Annotated in this window: 17 protein-coding genes and 2 riboswitches; of the genes, 9 read left to right on the forward strand and 8 right to left on the reverse strand. The window is 68.2% G+C overall.

What is annotated here, in order from left to right:
- Positions 1-3 precede the first annotated feature (3 nt).
- Positions 4-462, forward strand: a complete 459-nt coding sequence (locus tag DMC64_RS18670) for a DUF4411 family protein (protein ID WP_125734541.1) — start codon at positions 4-6, stop codon at positions 460-462.
- A gap of 473 nt (positions 463-935) precedes the next feature.
- Here the strand turns inward: DMC64_RS18670 and DMC64_RS18675 are convergent, their stop codons facing one another.
- From DMC64_RS18675 to DMC64_RS18710, 8 genes are all read right to left on the reverse strand, one after another.
- Complete coding sequence (locus DMC64_RS18675; RefSeq protein WP_125734542.1) at positions 936-1766, reverse strand: hypothetical protein; 831 nt, start codon at positions 1764-1766, stop codon at positions 936-938.
- Between the two features lie 59 nt (positions 1767-1825).
- Positions 1826-2020, reverse strand: coding sequence for a hypothetical protein (locus DMC64_RS18680; RefSeq protein WP_125734543.1), 195 nt, complete (start codon positions 2018-2020; stop codon positions 1826-1828).
- Between the two features lie 493 nt (positions 2021-2513).
- A complete protein-coding gene (locus tag DMC64_RS18685; RefSeq protein WP_125734544.1) occupies positions 2514-3287 on the reverse strand; it encodes an enoyl-CoA hydratase in 774 nt (257 codons plus the stop codon).
- On the reverse strand, positions 3284-4168 hold the full coding sequence (mmsB, locus tag DMC64_RS18690; RefSeq protein WP_125734545.1) for a 3-hydroxyisobutyrate dehydrogenase: 885 nt from the start codon (positions 4166-4168) through the stop codon (positions 3284-3286). Before mmsB ends, DMC64_RS18685 begins: the two co-directional genes overlap by 4 nt.
- Positions 4165-5199 carry an enoyl-CoA hydratase/isomerase family protein gene (locus tag DMC64_RS18695; RefSeq protein WP_125734546.1) on the reverse strand — a complete coding sequence of 345 codons (1035 nt, stop codon included), beginning with the start codon at positions 5197-5199 and terminating at the stop codon, positions 4165-4167. Before DMC64_RS18695 ends, mmsB begins: the two co-directional genes overlap by 4 nt.
- A complete protein-coding gene (locus DMC64_RS18700; RefSeq protein ID WP_125734547.1) occupies positions 5196-6335 on the reverse strand; it encodes an acyl-CoA dehydrogenase family protein in 1140 nt (379 codons plus the stop codon). Before DMC64_RS18700 ends, DMC64_RS18695 begins: the two co-directional genes overlap by 4 nt.
- Before the next feature lie 7 nt (positions 6336-6342).
- A complete protein-coding gene (locus DMC64_RS18705; protein ID WP_125734548.1) occupies positions 6343-7842 on the reverse strand; it encodes a CoA-acylating methylmalonate-semialdehyde dehydrogenase in 1500 nt (499 codons plus the stop codon).
- Positions 7843-7997: 155 nt separating this feature from the next.
- Positions 7998-8184, reverse strand: a riboswitch (cobalamin riboswitch).
- 53 nt (positions 8185-8237) lie between these two features.
- Positions 8238-9638, reverse strand: coding sequence for a short-chain fatty acyl-CoA regulator family protein (locus tag DMC64_RS18710; protein ID WP_125734549.1), 1401 nt, complete (start codon positions 9636-9638; stop codon positions 8238-8240).
- A 132-nt stretch (positions 9639-9770) separates the two neighbouring features.
- Between DMC64_RS18710 and DMC64_RS18715 the strand changes: the two genes are divergently transcribed.
- From DMC64_RS18715 to folP, 8 genes are all read left to right on the forward strand, one after another.
- A complete protein-coding gene (locus tag DMC64_RS18715) occupies positions 9771-10640 on the forward strand; it encodes a 3-hydroxybutyryl-CoA dehydrogenase (protein ID WP_125734550.1) in 870 nt (289 codons plus the stop codon).
- Positions 10640-12121, forward strand: a complete 1482-nt coding sequence (locus tag DMC64_RS18720) for an MmgE/PrpD family protein (RefSeq protein ID WP_125734551.1) — start codon at positions 10640-10642, stop codon at positions 12119-12121. Before DMC64_RS18715 ends, DMC64_RS18720 begins: the two co-directional genes overlap by 1 nt.
- Positions 12121-13014, forward strand: coding sequence for a methylisocitrate lyase (gene prpB, locus DMC64_RS18725; RefSeq protein ID WP_125734552.1), 894 nt, complete (start codon positions 12121-12123; stop codon positions 13012-13014). Before DMC64_RS18720 ends, prpB begins: the two co-directional genes overlap by 1 nt.
- 36 nt (positions 13015-13050) lie before the next feature.
- Positions 13051-14169 carry a bifunctional 2-methylcitrate synthase/citrate synthase gene (locus DMC64_RS18730; protein ID WP_125734553.1) on the forward strand — a complete coding sequence of 373 codons (1119 nt, stop codon included), beginning with the start codon at positions 13051-13053 and terminating at the stop codon, positions 14167-14169.
- A gap of 100 nt (positions 14170-14269) precedes the next feature.
- Positions 14270-14504, forward strand: a riboswitch (cobalamin riboswitch).
- A 115-nt stretch (positions 14505-14619) separates the two neighbouring features.
- The gene (gene metE / locus DMC64_RS18735; protein WP_125734554.1) at positions 14620-16935 is read left to right on the forward strand and encodes a 5-methyltetrahydropteroyltriglutamate--homocysteine S-methyltransferase; all 2316 of its coding nucleotides are present in this window, start codon (positions 14620-14622) and stop codon (positions 16933-16935) included.
- A 26-nt stretch (positions 16936-16961) separates the two neighbouring features.
- A complete protein-coding gene (metF, locus tag DMC64_RS18740) occupies positions 16962-17882 on the forward strand; it encodes a methylenetetrahydrofolate reductase [NAD(P)H] (protein WP_125734555.1) in 921 nt (306 codons plus the stop codon).
- Positions 17882-18145: a hypothetical protein gene (locus DMC64_RS18745; RefSeq protein WP_125734556.1), complete on the forward strand. Its 264-nt coding sequence runs from the start codon at positions 17882-17884 to the stop codon at positions 18143-18145. The genes metF and DMC64_RS18745 overlap by 1 nt, the downstream gene beginning before the upstream one ends.
- A 40-nt stretch (positions 18146-18185) precedes the next feature.
- Positions 18186-19007 (forward strand): dihydropteroate synthase, encoded by an 822-nt coding sequence (gene folP, locus DMC64_RS18750; RefSeq protein WP_233629697.1) that lies wholly within the window; start codon positions 18186-18188, stop codon positions 19005-19007.
- The last annotated feature ends 300 nt before the right edge of the window (positions 19008-19307 follow it).

Consider the following 19307-nt stretch of genomic DNA (forward strand, 5'->3'; position numbering starts at 1 on the left):
CCCTTGTACTCCTTCGACACCAGCGCGATCCTCAACGGGCGCCGTGATCAACTGCCGCCGTCGGTCTTCAGTACCCTGTGGCAACGAATTGAGATGCTGATCGCCGAAGGAACCATCCGCGCGGTAGAAGTGGTTCGCGACGAGCTCGGAAAGCGTGACGACGAGGCCAACACCTGGGCGCGTTCGCAGGGAGATCTCTTCCTACCTCTCGACCAGGACATCCAAGTCTCAACCAGGAAGATTCTCCAAGCGCATCCGAAGATGATGGGAACGGGCGGCGGTCGCAACGGCGCCGACCCGTTCGTGATCGGTCTCGCGCTCGCACGCACCGGTGTCGTCGTCACCGATGAAACCTTCAGTGGCAACCTGAACAAGCCGCGTATTCCCGACGTGTGTAAAGCGGTCAGTGTCCCGTGCACGAACCTCGTCGGGTTCGTGCAGGCCCAGGGATGGAAGTTCTAGTCGGACTGAGCGCCAACGTTGTCAAGCGGCGCATGGAACAGGCCGCGTCCGCATCCGGCGGCGAAATCGAGTTCACCTGCATGGCCGTGATCCGCGCCAGAGCTCACGCTGTGCGTCGAGCTCGACTCGACAGCCGCCCGCGAGATGTAGCAGTCTTCCGCTTGGTCAAACGAGGCCGCACCGGGCTACGCCTCGACGTCTCAGCCCAGCCGCGTACGGCGACTTCGAAGACGGAACCTCGTCAACGCGGGTAACTGTGGGCGGCCTTGGACACCTACTCATGTTGAGCGATGAGCAACGGGCTCGCACGGAAGGACGCGCAGTGGGCCAGCCGAAAGTCGTCTGCTACTATGGGAACCGGAGCAGGAAGTTCTCGGTGCAAGTCCGAGCACGACGAAGTCGGTGTAGCTTAACGAGCAAAGCCCCTTTTTTTCCTGCTAAGAGGCCAGGCCCGGGTAGGGCCTGGCCTCTTGCTATGCCATAGCAATCCCGCACGCTGCGAACGCTGTCTTCAGGTCTGCCTCTGTCACTGCGACCGCCCGGTAGTGATGGCGGACGAACCCGAGGATCACCTTGCGGCGTTTGGTGGGGTTGAGCCGTCCCGGCGTGTGCTGCAGGTGATCCTCGACGATCACCTTTGCCCACGTCGCGGGTGGGACGGCGGGGATCAGCATCCAATTGGCCTCGCGGGCGAGTGCCTTCGTGGTGGCGAGGGCTTCCACAAGCTCACCAAGCATGAACGTGACGCGGTCACCGAGTTGGAGTCCGCGCGGCGACCGACCGGTGTGTTTACACCATGCGACTTCTCCCGCAGGGGTCAGTTCTCCGATCTTGTCCACGAGGGGCTGACTAACGATGCCGCTGCGGTGAATGATCGCGTTGCGCATCTCCCGGAGCACGTGGAACCGGGTCATCCGGTCAACGTCAAACGAGCTGCCTGCCCGCGTTGCGAGCTTGTCGTGCATCTGCCAGGCCTTGGCTGATCTCGCACCGATCAGTTCGAGGCAGTCCAGAATGAAGCCTTCGTGGATGGCTAGGGCTTGGGGTACTGCCATCGCTCCCAGGTGCTCTTCGGCTCCACGCAGGATGGCCTGGGCGGCGTCAGGACGCAGGTCGAACCGCTCAACGTGCGGGATCGTCGGGAAGATCTCCGACAACTGTCTGGATGAGTCGCGGGTGAGCTCGAGGAAATTCGCCGACACCTGCGCCCCCACCAGAAGCGCCATCATGGCGTTGTTGGCGCTCTCCCTGGAAGCTTCGTGGTGCCGAAAAGCGGGGAACTGGACCAGGGCGTCGCGTGGCATCGACAGAGCGTAGCCTCCGTGCTCCGCACTGCTGGGGACGAAGTCGTGTTCGCACGGGGTTACTGGTTCGGAACTTCGGTCCAGGTCGGCATATCGCGAAGGGTGGACGCTGCGACGAGAGCTGGACGGGGAACGCCGTCGAAGGGTTGGAAGTAGGTGGTGTCGTCGGGCAGGACGTACCAGCGGCCGCCGCCGAGGGAGGGCTTCTCGGCGGCTTCGTACACGGTCGCGCCGGTCAGGTCGGGTTCGTCCACCGTGCCTCCCAGGTCACTCTTACGGCCTAGCCTGTTATCAAGTCGAGTCAACCATGCCAGTCGCCGCGGATGGTTCACTGACCGGGGTGGTGTCGGGTTCACTACCTGGTGTTATGTCGGCCACTACCGGTGAAGTGCGCGTATTCGAGAGTGCAATATTCCTGGATCCTAATAAGTCGCTCGACCGTATGATCGACGAGTTTCTTGGAGCGTCGTCGAGGTTTGCAGCGATGTGGACCACTGCGGCCGTGATCGTCGTGCTGACCTCGGCGGCGGTGGTGAGGTTGTGGTGGGCCACCGCCGGACTCACTGGCCCTGACCTCGTTGAAGCGCGCTTCGACGCGCTCAAGATCGGGCTCAGTATCGGCGTCGGCGTCGGCAGCGGCGGCGTGGTCGCCCTCTACCTCGCCTTGCGGCGCCGGCACTCCACCGAAGCCACCCTTACCCAGCAGGAACGCGCCGCCGACGACAGCCGCGGACGCGACCGCGCGTGTCAGGCGTGCCGGAACTCGGGCGGCCGTTTCTCGGTGAACGCCGTCATGCCCTCCTTCTGGTCGCTCGTGGCGAAGGTCGAGTGGAACAATCGCCGCTCGAACAGCAGGCCCTCGGCCAGCCCGCCCTCGAACGCTCGGTTGACCGCCTCCTTGGCCAGCATGGCGGCGGGTTTGGACATGTTCGCGATCTTCAGAGCCACGGACAGGGACTCGTCGGGGAGGGTGTCCGCCCGGACGATCCGGGACACCAGGCCTGTGTTCTCGGCCTCGGATGCGTCGATCATGCGTCCGGTGAGGATGAGGTCCATGGCTTTGGCCTTGCCGATGGCGCGGGTCAGTCGCTGGGAGCCGCCCATGCCGGGGATGACGCCGAGGGTGATCTCCGGCTGACCGAACTTCGCCGTGTCGGCGGCGAGAAGGACGTCGCACATCATCGCGAGTTCGCAGCCGCCGCCGAGCGCGTAGCCTGCCACTGCCGCGATCAGCGGGGTCCGGACTCGGGTGAGCGCGTCCCAGCCGGCGAACCAGTCGGCGGCGAAGACGTCGCTGAAGTTTTGCGGCGCCATTTCCTTGATGTCCGCGCCGGCGGCGAACGCTTTCGCCGAGCCGGTGATGATGATCGCGCCGATGTCCGGGTCGCGGTCGAGTTCGGCGGCGGTCGTGGTGATCTCGTGCATGGCTTGGAGGTTGAGCGCGTTGAGTGCTTGGGGCCGGTTGAGGGTGATCCGGGCGACCCGTTCGGCGGGGCGGTCGACGAGGATGGTTTCGGTCATGCTGGGCCGTCCTTGGTGAGGCTGGTGATGATGGCGGAGAAGTCGCGGCCGGGGCCGTCTTGGTCGACGAACGCGGTGTACAGCTGTTCGGCGTGCTTCCCGAGTGCGGTCGGGATGCCTTCGGCGTGGGCGGCGGCTTGGGCGAGGCGCAGGTCTTTGAGCATCAGGCCGCTGGCGAATCCGCCGGCGTAGTCGCGGTTGGCCGGGCTGGCCGGGACCGGTCCGGGCACCGGGCAGTTCGTGGTGAGGGCCCAGCATTGTCCGGATGCCGTCGATGCGACATCGAACAGCGCCTGGTCGGTCAGGCCGAGACCGCGGCCGAGGGCGAAGGCTTCGCTGACCGCGATCATCGAGACGCCGAGGATCATGTTGTTGCAGATCTTCGCCGCTTGCCCGGCGCCGGATTCGCCGCAGTGGACGATCTTCTTGCCCATGTGCTTCAGGTACGGCTCGGCGGCGATATAGGCCTCGGACGGGCCGCCGACCATGAACGTCAGGGTGGCCGCGGCGGCACCGACGACCCCGCCCGAGACCGGCGCGTCGAGGGCGGAGTGCCCGCCGGTGGTGGCGAGATCGGCGGCGGCCCGGGCGTCGGTGACCTCGATGGTGGAGCAGTCGAGGAACAGTGTTCCCGGCGCGGCGGCGGGGATGATCTCGCGGTAGCAGTCCAGTACGTGCGCTCCGCTGGGCAGCATGGTGATCACGATGCGGGCGCTGGCGACCGCGGCAACGGCGGAGTCCACAAGGGACACACCGGCGCCCGCTGCCGTGTCGCGAGCGTGAGGATCCGGGTCGTAGCCGGTCACCTTTTCACCGTTCTGGACCAGGTTGGCGGCCATCGGGCCGCCCATGTTCCCGAGTCCCAGGAAGGCGATGCTCATGCGGTCACTCCCGTCCATTCGTCGGTGCCCAGCCCGGCGAAGTAGCCGTCGACAAGGTCGTCCCCGACCTCGGCGAGGGTCGGTGGAGACCAGCGGGGTGAGCGGTCTTTGTCGATGACCTGCGCGCGGATGCCTTCGACGAACTCCGCCGACGCGAAGGCACGATGCGAGATCCGGTATTCCTGGGCCAGCACGGTTTCCAGATCCGGCAGGGTGGCCGCGGTCCGCAGGGCACGCAGGGTGACCTTGAGCGCGGTCGGGGACTTGCCTTCGATCTCCTTGGCCGCCGCGATCGCCCGTTCTCCTCCGTCGCGTAGCCGGTCGAGGATCTCCTCGACAGTGTCGGCGGCGTAGCAGTCGTCGATCCAGCCGCGATCGGCGGCGAGTGTGCTGGGCGGTGGGGGATCCGCGATGAGATCGATCGCCGCGCCGGGTGTGTGGGAGGCGAGCGTGTCGAACAGGTCGGGTAGCCGGTCGGCCGGGACGTAGTGGTCGGCCAGTCCACAGTCGATGGCGTCGGCGCCGGACAGCTGGGCGGTGGTGAGCGCGGCGTGGGTGCCGAGTTCGCCGGGGGCGCGGGAGAGCAGGTAGGTGCCACCGACGTCGGGGACGAACCCGATGCCGACCTCGGGCATGGCGATCCGGGACCGGTCGGTGACGATCCGGTGGCTGCCGTGCGCGGAGACGCCGACGCCGCCGCCCATCACGAGGCCGTCCATGATCGCGACGTAGGGCTTGGGGTAGCGGGCGATGGTGGCGTTCAGCCGGTACTCGTCGGCCCAGAACTCCAGCGACGCGGTGCCGCCCGCGCGGGCGTCGTCGTAGATGGAGCGGATGTCGCCGCCGGCGCACAGGCCGCGGTCACCGGCGCCGTCGACGACGACCGCGCGCACGCCCGGGTCGTCGCGCCAGCGGTCGAGGTGCTTCGCGATCGCACGGACCATGTCCTGGGTCAGGGCGTTGAGCGCGCGGGGGCGGTTGAGCGTGATCCGGCCGATCCCGCTGTGGACGAGGAATTCGACGTCGCTCACGAGGCCTCCTTCAGCATCCGGCGGGAGATGATGACCCGCATGATTTCGTTGGTTCCTTCGAGGATTTGGTGTACCCGCAGGTCGCGGACGATCTTTTCGAGGCCGTACTCGGCGAGGTAGCCGTAGCCGCCGTGCAGTTGCAGGGCCTGGTTGGCGATGTCGAATCCGGCGTCGGTGCAGAAGCGTTTGGCCATCGCCGAGAGCTGGGTGGCGTTGGGCTCGTGCTGATCGAGGGCGTCGGCGGCTCGCCACAGCAGGGTGCGGGCCGCTTCGAGGTCGGTGCGCATGTCCGCCAGCCGGAACCGCAGGGCTTGGGATTCCGACAGCTTCGCGCCGAAGGCGGTCCGTTGGGTCAGGTACAGGACAGCCTTACCCAACGCGGCTTCGGCACCGCCGAGCGAGCAGGCGGCGATGTTCAGCCGTCCACCGTCCAAAGCGGACATGGCCACCTTGAATCCGGCGCCTTCGGCGCCGAGAAGGGCGCTGGCCGGGACGCGGGCGCCGTCGAAGAGCACCTGCCTCGTGGGCTGGGCGTTCCAGCCCATCTTGATTTCGTTCGGGCCGAACGACACGCCGGGGGTTTCCCGTTCGACGATGAACGCGGAGATCCCGCCAGGGCCCGGCCCGCCGGTGCGGGCGAGCACGACGTACACGTCGGAGGTGCCGGCACCGGAGATGAACTGCTTGACGCCGTCGAGGACGTAGTGGTCGCCGTCCCGCCGGGCGCGGGTCGACAACGCGGCCGCGTCGGAGCCGGCTTCGGGTTCGGTGAGGCAGTAGCTTCCGAATGAGTCCATAGTGGACAAGCGGGGCAGGTACGTGTGTCGCTGGGCATCATCGCCGAAGCGGTCGATCATCGTCGCGACCATGTTGTGGATGGAAACGTAGGCCGCGATCGACGGGCATCCCGTGGCCAGGGCTTCGAAGACCAGCACCCCGTCCAGCCGGCCGAGCGCCGAGCCGCCGACGTCCTCGGGCAGGTAGATCCCGCCGAGGCCGAGCTGGGCGGCTTTGCGCAGCACGTCGACCGGGAAATGCTTGGCCTGGTCCCATTCGACCGCGTGCGGGGCGAGATGTTCGGCGGCGAAGTCCGCGGCCGTCTCGCGCAGAGCGCGTTGTTCCTCTGTCAGTCTCATCGCGGCCTCAGTCCATCGTGGGAATGACGAAGGAGGCGTCTTCCTTGATGCCGGACGGCCAGCGCGAGGTGACGGTCTTGGTCTTGGTGTAGAAGCGGATCGAGTCGGGACCGTGCTGGTTGAGATCACCGAATCCGGAGCGCTTCCAGCCACCGAAGGTGTGGTAGGCGATCGGGACCGGGATGGGCACGTTGACCCCGACCATGCCGGTGTTCACCCGCGAGGTGAAGTCGCGCGCGGTGTCACCGTCGCGGGTGAAGATCGCGACGCCGTTGCCGTATTCGTGCTCGCTGGGCAGCCGCAGCGCCTCTTCGTAGTCGGCGGCCCGGACGATGGACAGCACGGGGCCGAAGATCTCCTCACGGTAGATGCGCATCTTCGCGGTGACGTGGTCGAACAGGCAGGCGCCGAGAAAGAAGCCATTCTCGTGACCGGGCACGGTGAGGTCACGGCCGTCGACGACGAGTTCGGCGCCCTCGGCCAGCCCGACGTCGATGTAGTCGCGAACCCGCTGGACCGCCTCGGCGGTGACCAACGGGCCGAAATCGGCCGCATCGTCCAGCGACGCGCCGACCTTGAGCGTCTTGACCCGCTCGGTCAGCTTCTCGACCAGGGCGTTCGCGGTCGCCTCCCCGACGGGAACGGCGACGGAGATGGCCATGCACCGCTCGCCTGCCGAGCCGTACCCGGCACCGACGAGTGCGTCAGCGACCTGGTCGAGATCGGCGTCCGGCATCACGATCATGTGGTTCTTCGCGCCGCCGAAGCACTGCGCGCGTTTCCCGTGCGCCGCCGCGGTGGTGTAGATGTACTCGGCGATCGACGACGACCCGACGAACCCGATCGCCTCGACGCGCGGGTCGGTCAGCAGCGCGTCGACGGCTTCCTTATCGCCGTTGACGACCTGGAACACGCCCGGCGGCAAGCCCGCTTCGAGGATGAGTTCGGCCAGCCGCAGTGGCACCGAGGGGTCGCGTTCGGACGGCTTGAGGATGAACGCGTTGCCGCAGGCGATGGCGGGCGCGGCCTTCCACAGCGGGATCATCGCGGGGAAGTTGAACGGGGTGATCCCGGCGACGACCCCGAGGGGCTGGCGCATCGAGTAGACGTCGATGCCGGTGCCCGCCGAGTCGGAGAACTCGCCCTTGAGCAGGTGGGGGATACCGATCGCGAACTCCACGACCTCGAGCCCGCGTTGGATGTCGCCGCGCGCGTCGGCGACGGTCTTGCCGTGTTCGGAGGCCAGCAGCCGAGCGAGACCGTCCTCTTCGGACCGGACGAGGTCGACGAACTTCATCAGCACACGGGCCCTGCGCTGCGGATTCCACCGTGCCCATCCCCGCTGGGCGTCGGCAGCCTGGCCGATCGCCGCGGTGACTTCGGCGGTCGACGCGAGCGGCACACGTGCTTGGACGGATCCGGCGCTGGGATCGAACACGTCGGCGAAGCGTCCGGACGTGCCTGAAACGCTTGTGCCACCGAGGAAATGGTGGAGTTCAGTGGTCATGAGGTCGCCTTTCGCGAGAGCGCAGGACGGACTGCCCGGGCGCACGGGTCGTGGCCGGGTTCTCAGGCAGGCTGAACTACCGCCGGGTGGACGGTGGGTCGGCGTCTTTCGCGCAGGCAGGAAGAATCCGCATGCGTTCAGCTCCATCCTCGTGGACGAACACGAACATCCGCGGCCGGTATCCTGGCTCCCGGATCCACGGCGCCCCGGCCTTCCCGGCTTTTCGCCAGTGGCCATCTCACGTGAGGCGCCGCTCCCCGGTCACAGTGGCGGGACCGCGCCGGAATCGCACCGGCTTCCCTGCACCGCAGACCTGAGGACACCATAAAGTAGGAAGTCCTACTATGTCGACTGTGTCCGGGACCTCACCCGAGTGGAGGCAAGGGTGTCGGCGTTCAGGCCTGAGGAGGGTAGGGGAGCAGGCTGCTGGCGTGCTCGTCCACGCGCAACGCCTTGCCGATGGCCGGAAACGCGCGTTGCGGGCACGCTGGTCGTTCGCAGACCTTGCAGCCCATCCCGATCGGGGTGACCGCGGCGTCGGCCCCGAGGGCGATGCCGTCGGAGTAGACGAGCCGTGTGGCGTGGCGGAGTTCGCAGCCGAGCCCGATCGCGAAGGTCTTGCCGGGGTCGCCGTGTCCGCCGACGGTGCGGTTCACTGTGCGGGCGAGCCAGAAGTACTTTTTGCCGTCCGGGAGTTCGGCGACCTGGGTGACGATCCTGCCCGGTGAGCTGAACGCCTCATAGACGATCCACAGTGGACACGAGCCGCCGACGCGGGAGAAGTGGAATCCGGTGGCGGACTGGCGTTTCGAGATGTTGCCCGCGCGGTCGACCCGGACGAACGAGAACGGCACGCCGCGTGTTCCCCGCCGCTGCAATGTCGAGAGCCGGTGGCAGATCGTCTCGAAGCCGACGCCGAAGTGGTCGGACAGCCGGGTGATGTCGTAGCGATACCGTTCCGCGGCACCGAGGAACACCCGGTAGGGCAGGACGAGTGCGCCCGCGTAGTAGTTGGCCAGTCCGATCCGCGCGAGCCGGCGCGCGGTGTCGCCGCTGAAGTTCCCGTCGTCGACCAGGCGGTCGATCACCTCTCCGGCCTCCAGTAGCGCCAGCTCCGAAGCCAGCCGGAACGCGGCTTGACCAGGGCGCAGTGCGGGTGACAGGTGGAGAACCTTGTCGGCGGGATCGAATCGATGCTGGTCGGCGCCCAACGGTGCCGCGGTCACCTGCACGCCGTGGCGTTCCCGCAACCCGGCCGCGAGTCCGGCGCGGACCTCGCCGGGCACCAGTCGCAGCTGGGCGGCCAGCAGTTCCGCGGGTTCGTCGAGTTCGGCGACGTGGTTGCGGCGCCGGTAGAACCAGTCGCGGATCTCCTCGTGGGGCTGTTGCGCGGCGGTGCGGTCAAGGCCCTGTTCGGACACCAGGGTCGCGATGTTCTCCATGGCTTCCCGGTAACTCCGGTGCAGCGACACCAGGGTTCGGGCGACCTCGGGGAGCTGGGTGGTCAGTTCGTCGACCTGTCCGGGGGAGATCTTGCCGTCGACGGTCTGGTCGGCGAAGACCTCCCGAACGCCGGCCACGAGCCGGGCGGTGTCCTGGGGGGCGAAGAACTCCGCGTCGACGCCGAAGTGCTCGGTGAGCCGGAGCAGCACCGGCAGGGTGAGCGGCCGCCCGTTGTGTTCGAGCTGGTTGACATAACTCGGCGAGATGTCCAGCAGTCGCGCCAGATCGGACTGGGTCATCGACCGGTCCTCGCGAAGGTGCTTCAGTCGTGCTCCCGCGTACAACTTCTCCACGACACCGACTGTAACAACTTTTACAGATTCGGCTCAAACGTTCACAACATTTGACAGCCCCGCGCTATCGACGCGGTCGCGATTCCGGTGCCACGCTTGATCGCAGGCACTACAAGGTTCACAGGAGGCTCCATGAGCACCGACATCGCCAGGGTCGCCGTCGTCGGCGCCGGGCAGATGGGCGCCGGGATCGCCGAGGTCTGCGCCCGTGCCGGGCTGGACGTCGTGGTCTGCGAGCAGGACGCCCCGTCGGCCGACGCCGGTCGTGCGCGGATCCTCGCGTCCCTCGACCGCGCGGTGAAGGCGGGCAAGCTGGACCGCCCCGCCGCCGAGCGAGCCGCCTGGCGGCTGCGGTTCACCACCGACCTGGGCGATCTGGCCGACCGGCAGCTGGTGATCGAGGCCGTCGCCGAGGACGAGCAGGTCAAGACCGAGCTGTTCGCGACGCTGGACAAGGTCGTCGCGGCGCCCGACGCGATCCTCGCCTCCAACACCTCGTCCATCCCGATCATGCGGCTGGGCATGGCGACCGGCCGGGCCGCGCAGGTCGTCGGCCTGCACTTCTTCAACCCGGTCCCGGTGCTGCCGCTGGTCGAGGTCGTCGGCTCGCTGCTGACCAGCGCTGCCACCACCGACCGGGCCGAGCGGTTCGCCCAGGAGGTGCTGGGCAAGAAGACCGTGCGGGCCCGGGACCGGGCCGGATTCGTGGTCAACGCGCTGCTCGTGCCGTATCTGCTTTCGGCGATCCGGATGGTGGAATCGGGCTTCGCCTCGGCGTCTGATGTGGACCGGGGGATGGAGCTGGGCACGGCGCATCCGATGGGCCCGTTGCGATTGACCGATCTGATCGGGCTCGACACGGTCGCGGCGATCGCCGATTCGCTCTACGCCGAGTTCAAGGAGGCGCTCTACGCGCCGCCTCCGTTGTTGCTGCGCATGGTCGACGCCGGGTTGCTCGGCAAGAAGGCCGGCCGCGGTTTCTACGTCTACGAAGGAAAGTGATGATCGACCACACCGTCCGCACGTATCCCTCCGCCGAAGCCCTGCCGCGTGAGGAGCAGCTGGCGTGGAAGCTCGCCGCCGTCGCCACCGACGACGTCGAGGTCACCCCGGAGGTCGCCGACATGGTGATCAACCGGGTGATCGACAACGCCGCCGTCGCCGCGGCCTCGCTGACCCGGCGTCCGGTCAGCTCCGCCCGTGACCAGGCTCTCTCGCACCCCGGCACACCCGGCGCGACGGTGTTCGGTGTCGAGGGCCGGTACTCCCCCGAGTGGGCCGCGTGGGCCAACGGCGTCGCCGTGCGCGAGCTGGACTATCACGACACCTTCCTCGCCGCGGACTATTCGCACCCCGGGGACAACATCCCGCCGATCCTCGCCGTCGCCCAGCACACCGGCCGCACCGGCGCGGACCTGCTCCGCGGCATCGCGGCGGGCTACGAGCTTCAGGTGAACCTGGTGCGCGGGATCTGTCTGCACGAGCACAAGATCGACCACATCGCCCACCTCGGCCCGTCCGCCGCGGGCGGCATCGGGGCGCTGCTGGGCCTGGACACGGAGACCGTGTACCAGGCGATCGGGCAGTCGCTGCACACCACGACGACGACTCGCCAGTCCCGCAAGGGCGAGATCTCCTCGTGGAAGGCCTACGCCCCGGCGTTCGCGGGCAAGGCCGCGATCGAGGCCGTGGACCGGGTCATGCGGGGTGAAGGGGCGCCGAGCCCGATCTACGAGGGCGAGGACGGCTTCATCGCCTGGCTGCTCAGCGGCCCGAAGGCCGAGTACACCGTTCCTCTGCCTGGCAAGGGTGAGGCGAAACTGGCCATTTTGGACACTTACACCAAGGAGCACTCGGCCGAATACCAGAGCCAGGCGCTGATCGACCTCGCGCGGCGGCTTGGCCCGAAGATCGGCGAGTTCGGCAAGGTGGAGAAGATCGTCATCCACACCAGCCATCACACGCACTACGTGATCGGTTCCGGCGCCGGAGACCCGCAGAAGTACGACCCGAAGGCCAGCCGGGAGACGCTCGATCACTCCATTCCGTACATCTTCGCGGTCGCGTTGCAGGACGGGGCCTGGCACCACGTGGACTCCTACGCGCCCGGGCGGGCGGCGCGGCCGGACACCGTCGAGCTCTGGCAGAAGATCACCACGGTCGAGGATCCCGAGTGGACCGAGCGCTACCACGCTCCGGAGCCCGCGTTCGGCGGCCGGGTCGAGGTGACCCTCGCCGACGGCACGACGCTGGTCGACGAGATCGCCGTCGCTGACGCCCACCCGGCCGGGGCGCGCCCGTTCGCTCGTGCGCAGTACATCGCCAAGTTCCGCACGCTCGCCGACGGCGTGATCACTCCCGAGGACCAGGACTGGTTCCTCGACACCGTCACCCGGCTCGGGGAACTGGACGCGGCCGAGGTCGCCGGGATCGCTCTCCCGGCCGGTCTCGCCACCACCTCGGTCAGCAAGGGGATCTTCTGATGCTGCACGCCACGCCCTCTCCGGCGGAGAAACGCTCCGCGTTCCGTGCGGGGTTGAATTCCGGTGCTCTGCAACGCTTCCCCGGCGCGTTCAATCCCTTGAGCGCCAAGCTGATCGAACGACAGGGATTCGAAGGCGTCTACATCTCCGGCGCCGTCCTCTCCGCCGAACTCGCCCTGCCCGACATCGGCCTGACCACGATCACCGAGGTCGCCGGCCGTGCCCAGCAGATCGCCCGTGTCACTTCGCTGCCCGCCCTGGTGGACGCGGACACCGGGTTCGGCGAGCCGATGAACGCCGCCCGCACCACCCAGCTGCTCGAAGACGCCGGAGTCGCGGGGATGCACCTGGAGGACCAGGTCAACCCCAAACGCTGCGGCCACCTGGACGGCAAAGACGTCGTCGAACGTGACGTCGCCGTCCGGCGGATCACCGCCGCCGTCGCAGCCCGGCGTGATCCGGACTTCGTCATCGCGGCCCGGACCGACGCGGCGGGGGTGAACGGCCTCGACGACGCGATCGACCGGGCCAAGGCCTACGCCGACGCGGGAGCCGACCTGATCTTCCCTGAGGCCATGCGCGGCCCGGCCGATTTCGAGCGGATGCGGGCCGCGGTCGACGTCCCGATCCTGGCGAACATGACCGAATTCGGCAAAAGCGAACTGCTGGACGCCAAAACCCTCGATTCGCTCGGGGTGAACATCGTCATCTATCCCGTCACTCTGCTGCGCCTCGCGATGGAGGCCGCCGAAAACGGCCTGCGCACCATCACCGAGCAGGGAAGCCAGGAGAGCCTGCTCCCGCGGATGCAGCACCGCCGCGACCTGTACGACCTGCTGGATTACAACGCCTACAACGCCTTCGACGAGAACATCTTCAATTTCCGCGTCTGATATTCAGGGCGCCCGAATTCCTTCAAGGGGACGACTATGTCCACACCCACTATCCATAAAGGACTCGCCGGTGTCGTCGTCGACACCACCGAGGTGTCGATGGTCAACCCCGACACCAACTCGCTGACCTACCGCGGATACCCGGTTCAGGACCTGGCCGCGAACTGCTCGTTCGAAGAGGTCGCCTATCTGCTCTGGCACGGCGAACTGCCGGACCCGGCGCAGCTGGCGGCGCAGAACGAGGTCGAAAGGTCCCAGCGTGGTCTGCCGGCCGACCTGGTGATGACACTGCTCGCGCTGCCCGACGCGGCACACCCGATGGACACGCTGCGCACCGCGGTGAGCATCCTCGGCGCGAACGACCCGAGCGAGGACGACAACTCGCCGGAAGCCAACCACGCCAAGGCTTTGCGGCTCTTCGCGGTGCTGCCCGCGGTCGTCGCGATCACCCAGCGCCGTCGGCACGGACTGCGCCCGCTCCCGCCGCGCGAGGACCTCGGGTACGCGGAGAACTTCCTCTACATGACGCTCGGGGAAGTGCCGGAGCCGGTGATCGTCCGTGCGTTCGAGACGTCGTTGGTGCTGTATGCCGAGCACAGCTTCAACGCCTCCACCTTCACCTCGCGCGTGGTCACTTCCACGCTCTCGGACCTCTACAGCGCCGTCACCGCCGGAATCGGCGCGCTCAAAGGGCCGCTGCACGGCGGCGCCAACGAAGCCGTGATGGCCACGTTCGAGGAGATCGGGACGGCGGACAAGGCGGAGGCCTGGCTCAAGACCGCGCTGGCCGAGAAGCGCAAGATCATGGGCTTCGGGCACCGTGTCTACAAGAACGGCGACTCCCGTGTCCCGACCATGCGCCAGGCCCTGCAGGAGGTCGCCGAACTCCGCGACGGTCATAACCTGCTCGACCTGTACGAAGCGCTGGCCCGGGCCATGTACGCGGAGAAGGGGCTGCACCCCAACCTCGATTACCCGGCAGGCCCGGCGTACCACCTGATGGGATTCGACACTCCGGTGTTCACCCCGATCTTCGTGGCCGCGCGGATCACCGGCTGGACAGCGCACATCACCGAGCAGCTCGCGGCCAACAGCCTGATCCGCCCGTCCAGCACCTACTCCGGTAAGGCGCAGCGCGCCGTCGCGCGACCGTGACACGAACCGTCCCGGGGCGCGCGATGGCGCGCCCCGGGGAGCGGTGCGTACGTGCGGGTGGCGCCGGAAAGACTTGAGGAAATCACGAGTGCGAGGCGCTACAGTGGCGAACGCAGCTGGTTCGAGCATCGTGCGCGTCATGACGGTGATCGAGGCAAGAGGGAACCCGGTGGGAATCCGGGACTGCCCCGCAGCGGTGAATGGGAACGACCTTCGTCAGTCTCCGCGGAGACAGCACTGAGCCGGGACGGCTTGGGAAGCGACGGACAGTAGGAACCCGGCGAAAGCCGGACCGCCCATGAGTCCGAAGACCTGCCCGCTGTGCACCCCGCGACCGCGGGGTGGTGGCTGCGACCTCGCGGGTTGGGTCTCGCCGAAACACGACCGGTGCCGGTCGTGTTTTGTCGTGCACTCCCGCGAAGTCCACGTGGACTCGCGAAGGAGAGCCCCGTGACCTCGACAACCACGACCAGCCGCGCCACCGTGTACGGCTACCCCCGTCAAGGCGCCGAGCGCCAGCTGAAGAAGGCGATCGAGTCCTACTGGGCGGGCCGCGTCGACGCGGACGCCTTGCTCGCGACCGCCCGCGACCTGCGCCTGCGGAACCTGGCCGAGCTGCGCGACGCCGGCATCGACGAGATCCCCAGCAACTACTTCTCGTTCTACGACCACGTCCTGGACACCTCCTGGCTGCTCGGCGCGATCCCGGAGCGGCACCTCGCCGCGGTCCCCGACGCGACCACCGCGGCCGGACGGCTGGACCGGTACTTCGCCATGGCACGCGGCACCGCGGACGCGCCGCCGATGGAGATGACCAAGTGGTTCGACACCAACTACCACTACCTCGTCCCCGAACTCGGCCCGGACACGCAGTTCAGCCTCGACGCGAGCAAGCCGCTCGACGAGTTCGCCGAGGCACTCGAACAGGGCGTCACCACGAGGCCGGTCGTCCTCGGCCCGGTCAGCTTCCTGCTGCTGGCCAAGGACCCGACCGGCACCGACGGTTTCCAGCCTCTCGACCTGCTGGACCGGATCGTCCCGCTCTACGTCGACCTGCTGCGGCAGTTGCGTGAGGCGGGCGCGGAGTGGGTCCAGCTGGACGAGCCCGCGCTGGTCACCGACCAGCCGGCCGAGGTGCTGGGCAAGGTCGAGGAGACCTACGCAGCCCTCGCCCGCGAAGAGGCGCGCCCGAAGATCCTCGTGGCCTCCTACTTCGACCGGCTCGGCGAAGCGCTGCCGGTGCTGGCCGCCGCTCCGGTCGAGGGCCTCGCGATCGACTTCACCGGCTCGGCCGCCGCCAACGTCGAAGGACTCGCCGCCGCCGGTGGTATCCCGCGCAAGCGCCTGGTCGCGGGGATCGTCAACGGCCGCAACATCTGGGCCGCCGACCTGACCGCCGCCCTCACTACCCTCGGTACCCTGCTCGGGCTCGCCGGGACCGTCGACGTCGCCCCGTCCTGCTCACTGCTGCACGTGCCGCTGGACGTCACCCTGGAAACCGATCTGGACCCGGAGATCGCCGGGTGGCTGTCCTTCGCACGGCAGAAGCTGGAGGAGATCGTCACCCTGCGGCGCGGCCTGACCGAAGACCGCTCCACGATCGCCAACGCGCTGCACGTCAACGCCAGCCGGCTGGCCTCGCGCGCGGCGTCGCCGATCGTGCGGGTACCCGCCGTCCGGGACAGGGTCGCCGCGATCACCGACACGGACCTGCACCGCGCCGCCCCGTACGGCAAGCGCCGCCAGGCCCAGCAGGACCGCCTGCGGCTGCCCGAACTGCCGACCACCACCATCGGCTCGTTCCCGCAGACCGGTGAACTGCGCAAGGCCCGCGCGGCGCTGCGGGCGGGCAAGCTCGACCGCGACGCCTACCAGGAGGCGATGAAGGCCGAGATCCGCGCCGTCATCGCCGAGCAGGAGCAGATCGGCCTGGACGTGCTGGTGCACGGCGAGCCGGAACGCAACGACATGGTCCAGTACTTCGGTGAGCAGCTCACCGGGTTCCTGGCCACCCAGCACGGCTGGGTGCAGTCCTACGGCACCCGCTACGTCCGGCCGCCACTGATCGTCGGCGACGTCGCCCGTCCCGAGCCGATGACCGTCGCCTGGGCCACCTACGCCCAGAGCCTCACCGAGCGGCCGGTCAAGGGCATGCTGACCGGACCGGTCACGATGCTCGCGTGGTCGTTCGTGCGCGACGACCAGCCCGAGGGCGATACGGCCCGCCAGGTCGCGTTCGCCCTGCGGGACGAGGTCGTCGACCTGGAGAACGCCGGGATCAAGGTCATCCAGGTCGACGAACCCGCGCTGCGGGAGACGCTGCCGCTGCGCACCGCCGACCGTGCCGCTTATCTGGAGTGGGCGGTCGCCTCGTTCCGCCTCGCCACCTCCGGTGTGCGGGACGAGACGCAGATCCACACGCACATGTGCTACGCGGAGTTCGGCGACGTGTTGCAGGCGATCATCGACATGGACGCCGACGTCATCAGCCTGGAGGCCGCGCGGTCGAACATGGCGATCGTCGCCGACCTCGCCCGCGCCGGTTACCCCAACGAAGCCGGGCCCGGCGTGTGGGACATCCACTCGCCGCGTGTCCCGTCGGTCGAGGAGATCGTCGGACACCTGCGGACGGCCTCCTCGGCGTTCCCCGCCGACCGGCTGTGGGTCAACCCCGACTGCGGGCTCAAGACCCGCGGCTACCCCGAGGTGCGGGCGACCCTGGCCAACCTGGTCGAGGCCACCGGCCAAGTGCGAGCCCGTTCGTGACACCAGGCTCGATCGTCCCGCGGCGGGTGGCCACCCCACCCGCCGCGGTGCCCGCACAGCGGACCGCCCGCCCGCGCACGGTCCGCGACCGTCTCGCCGCCGGCGTCCCGATGATCTCGCTGGAGTTCATGCCCCCGCGCCCGACCGACGACGCGGACCGCATCTGGCGGAACGTCCGCAAACTGGAGTCGCTGCGTCCCGGCTTCGTCTCCGTCACCTACGGAGCGGGCGGATCCACCCGGGACAACACCGTCGCCGTGGCCGCGCGGATCGCCAGGGAGACCACCATGCTCCCGGTGGTGCACCTGACGGCCGTCGACCACTCGGTGCGGCACCTGAGGTCGTTCGTCGGGCAGCTCGCCGACGCCGGGGTGGTCAACGTCCTCGCGTTGCGGGGAGACCCGCCCGGCGACGTCGACGGCGAGTGGGTCCGCCATCCGCAGGGACTCACGTACGCGAGCGAACTCGTCGCGCTGCTGCGCGATCACGGCGACTTCTGCGTCGGGGTAGCCGCCTTCCCGCATCGGCATCCACGTTCGGCGAGCGTCGAGGACGACACGGCGCACTTCGTCGCGAAATGCCGGGCGGGCGCGGATTACGCGATCACGCAGATGTTCTTCGACGCCGACGACTACCTGCGGCTGCGGGACCGGGTCGTCGCGGCCGGCTGCGAGACACCGATCATCCCCGCGCTGATGCCGGTCACCACGACGCGGACGATCGAACGCTCGGAACAGCTGTCCGGAGCACCGTTCCCGGCACATCTGGCGGCACGGTTCGCCGCCGTCGCCGACGACCCGAAAGCCGTCCGCGCGCTCGGCATCGAACAGGCGATCCTGCTCGCCCGGCGTCTGCAGGACGAAGGTGCGCCCGGTCTGCACTTCATCACGTTCAACTACGCCAAGGCCACCAAGGAGGTCGTCGCGGAACTCACGGTGCCCGGGTAATGCCCCCGAAGCCGCGCCGGATCCGGGTCGACGGAACGGAGCTGGTCGTGCTGACCAAAGCCGCCTACGAAAGCCTGGACGGCCAACGCCGCCAGGCAGGCGCGCAAGGAGCCCGGGTCCGGGCACTGCGCGGGCAGCTCGACCAGCTCAACGCGTTCGTCGATCGCCTGGAAAAGGCCGCGGCCCGTCTGCCCGGATGTCCGCCCGAGCTGATCGCTGAGTTCGCGAACCGGCCTGGACGTGACGGGGATCGCGGGGCCTGAACCCCCTGTCGTGGAACAACAAAGCTCGGAGGGGCTTGGCGTGAAGGAATTGATGATCGACCGGCCTGGTGCTGTCTTGAGACCGGACGTCGGGCCGCTCAAGGTCATGGGCGTCCTGAACGTCACACCGGATTCGTTCTGGCCGGGCAGCAGGTACGCCGCCGCCGAGCGCGCGATCGAATCCGGCATGGAGATGTTCGGCGACGGAGCATGGGCCATCGACGTCGGAGGTGAATCGACTCGCCCTGGAGCCGCGCCGATGTCGCCGGACGAGGAGTGGGAGCGCATTTCGCCGGTCGTCTCCGGACTGGCGAAGCACGGACGTGTCTCGGTCGACACCAGGCATCCCGAGGTCGCCGAAATCGCCGTGCACCACGGAGCCTCGATCATCAACGACGTCTCCGGCAGCCTGCACCAGCTCGCCGCCCGTCTCGGAACTGGGTACGTCGGCATGCACTCGACAGCGGTGCCGGTCCTGGCCGGAGCCCAGCCTCAGTACGGGGACGTGGTGACCGACGTGAGCACACACCTCCAGGACATCGCGATGGCGGCGCGCGCCGCCGGGTCGAGCGAGCTGTGGATCGACCCCGGAATCGGCTTCGGCAAAGGTGTCGAGGACAATCTGCGACTGCTCCGTGCCCTACCGGAACTGTGCGCGCTGGGCAGTTCGGTCCTGCTCGGGGTGAGCCGCAAATCCTTCCTCGGCGCGGTCACCGGCCGCACCGTCGAAGACCGTTTGCCCGCTTCGTTGGCCGTCTTGGCTCCCGCGTGGTCGGCGGGCGTCGACGTCATCCGGGTCCACGACGTTCCACAAACACGCGACACCATCGCCATGCTGGAAACGATCTGGGGCCGTGGATAACGCTGTCGCGACCAGGTCTGGTGGTGTCGGCAACCCAGACCTAGCTGCGTCCTCCGTCACGTCACCGGATAGACGATCATCCGGTCCCCGACGAATCCGGCGAAGTCCACCGGTTTCCCGGCCATGTCCCAATTCAGGATGGTTGTCCTATGCTGATGCGCGCTCGACGGCTGGCTGATCCCCGAAGATGTCTGGGAGACCGTTACCGAACCACTCCAGCGACTGCCGCCCAGCGAAGGAGTTCAGCCCCCGCGAACGCCACATCACCTCGCTGCTGCGCTGGACCATAGTCACCAACGG

It is taken from the genome of Amycolatopsis sp. WAC 04197 (assembly GCF_003947475.1).
GTDB lineage: Bacteria > Actinomycetota > Actinomycetes > Mycobacteriales > Pseudonocardiaceae > Amycolatopsis > Amycolatopsis japonica.

Excerpts from the sequence above, each read along its gene's own strand:
- mmsB (WP_125734545.1), bottom strand. The coding sequence starts at position 4,168 with ATGAGCATCGCCTTCCTGGGACTCGGGAACATGGGCGGCCCGATGGCC.
- DMC64_RS18700 (WP_125734547.1), bottom strand. The coding sequence starts at position 6,335 with ATGAGACTGACAGAGGAACAACGCGCTCTGCGCGAGACGGCCGCGGAC.
- DMC64_RS18685 (WP_125734544.1), bottom strand. The coding sequence starts at position 3,287 with ATGACCGAAACCATCCTCGTCGACCGCCCCGCCGAACGGGTCGCCCGG.
- DMC64_RS18745 (WP_125734556.1), top strand. The coding sequence starts at position 17,882 with ATGCCCCCGAAGCCGCGCCGGATCCGGGTCGACGGAACGGAGCTGGTC.
- DMC64_RS18730 (WP_125734553.1), top strand. The coding sequence starts at position 13,051 with ATGTCCACACCCACTATCCATAAAGGACTCGCCGGTGTCGTCGTCGAC.
- DMC64_RS18705 (WP_125734548.1), bottom strand. The coding sequence starts at position 7,842 with ATGACCACTGAACTCCACCATTTCCTCGGTGGCACAAGCGTTTCAGGC.
- DMC64_RS18675 (WP_125734542.1), bottom strand. The coding sequence starts at position 1,766 with ATGCCACGCGACGCCCTGGTCCAGTTCCCCGCTTTTCGGCACCACGAA.
- DMC64_RS18715 (WP_125734550.1), top strand. The coding sequence starts at position 9,771 with ATGAGCACCGACATCGCCAGGGTCGCCGTCGTCGGCGCCGGGCAGATG.
- prpB (WP_125734552.1), top strand. The coding sequence starts at position 12,121 with ATGCTGCACGCCACGCCCTCTCCGGCGGAGAAACGCTCCGCGTTCCGT.
- DMC64_RS18720 (WP_125734551.1), top strand. The coding sequence starts at position 10,640 with ATGATCGACCACACCGTCCGCACGTATCCCTCCGCCGAAGCCCTGCCG.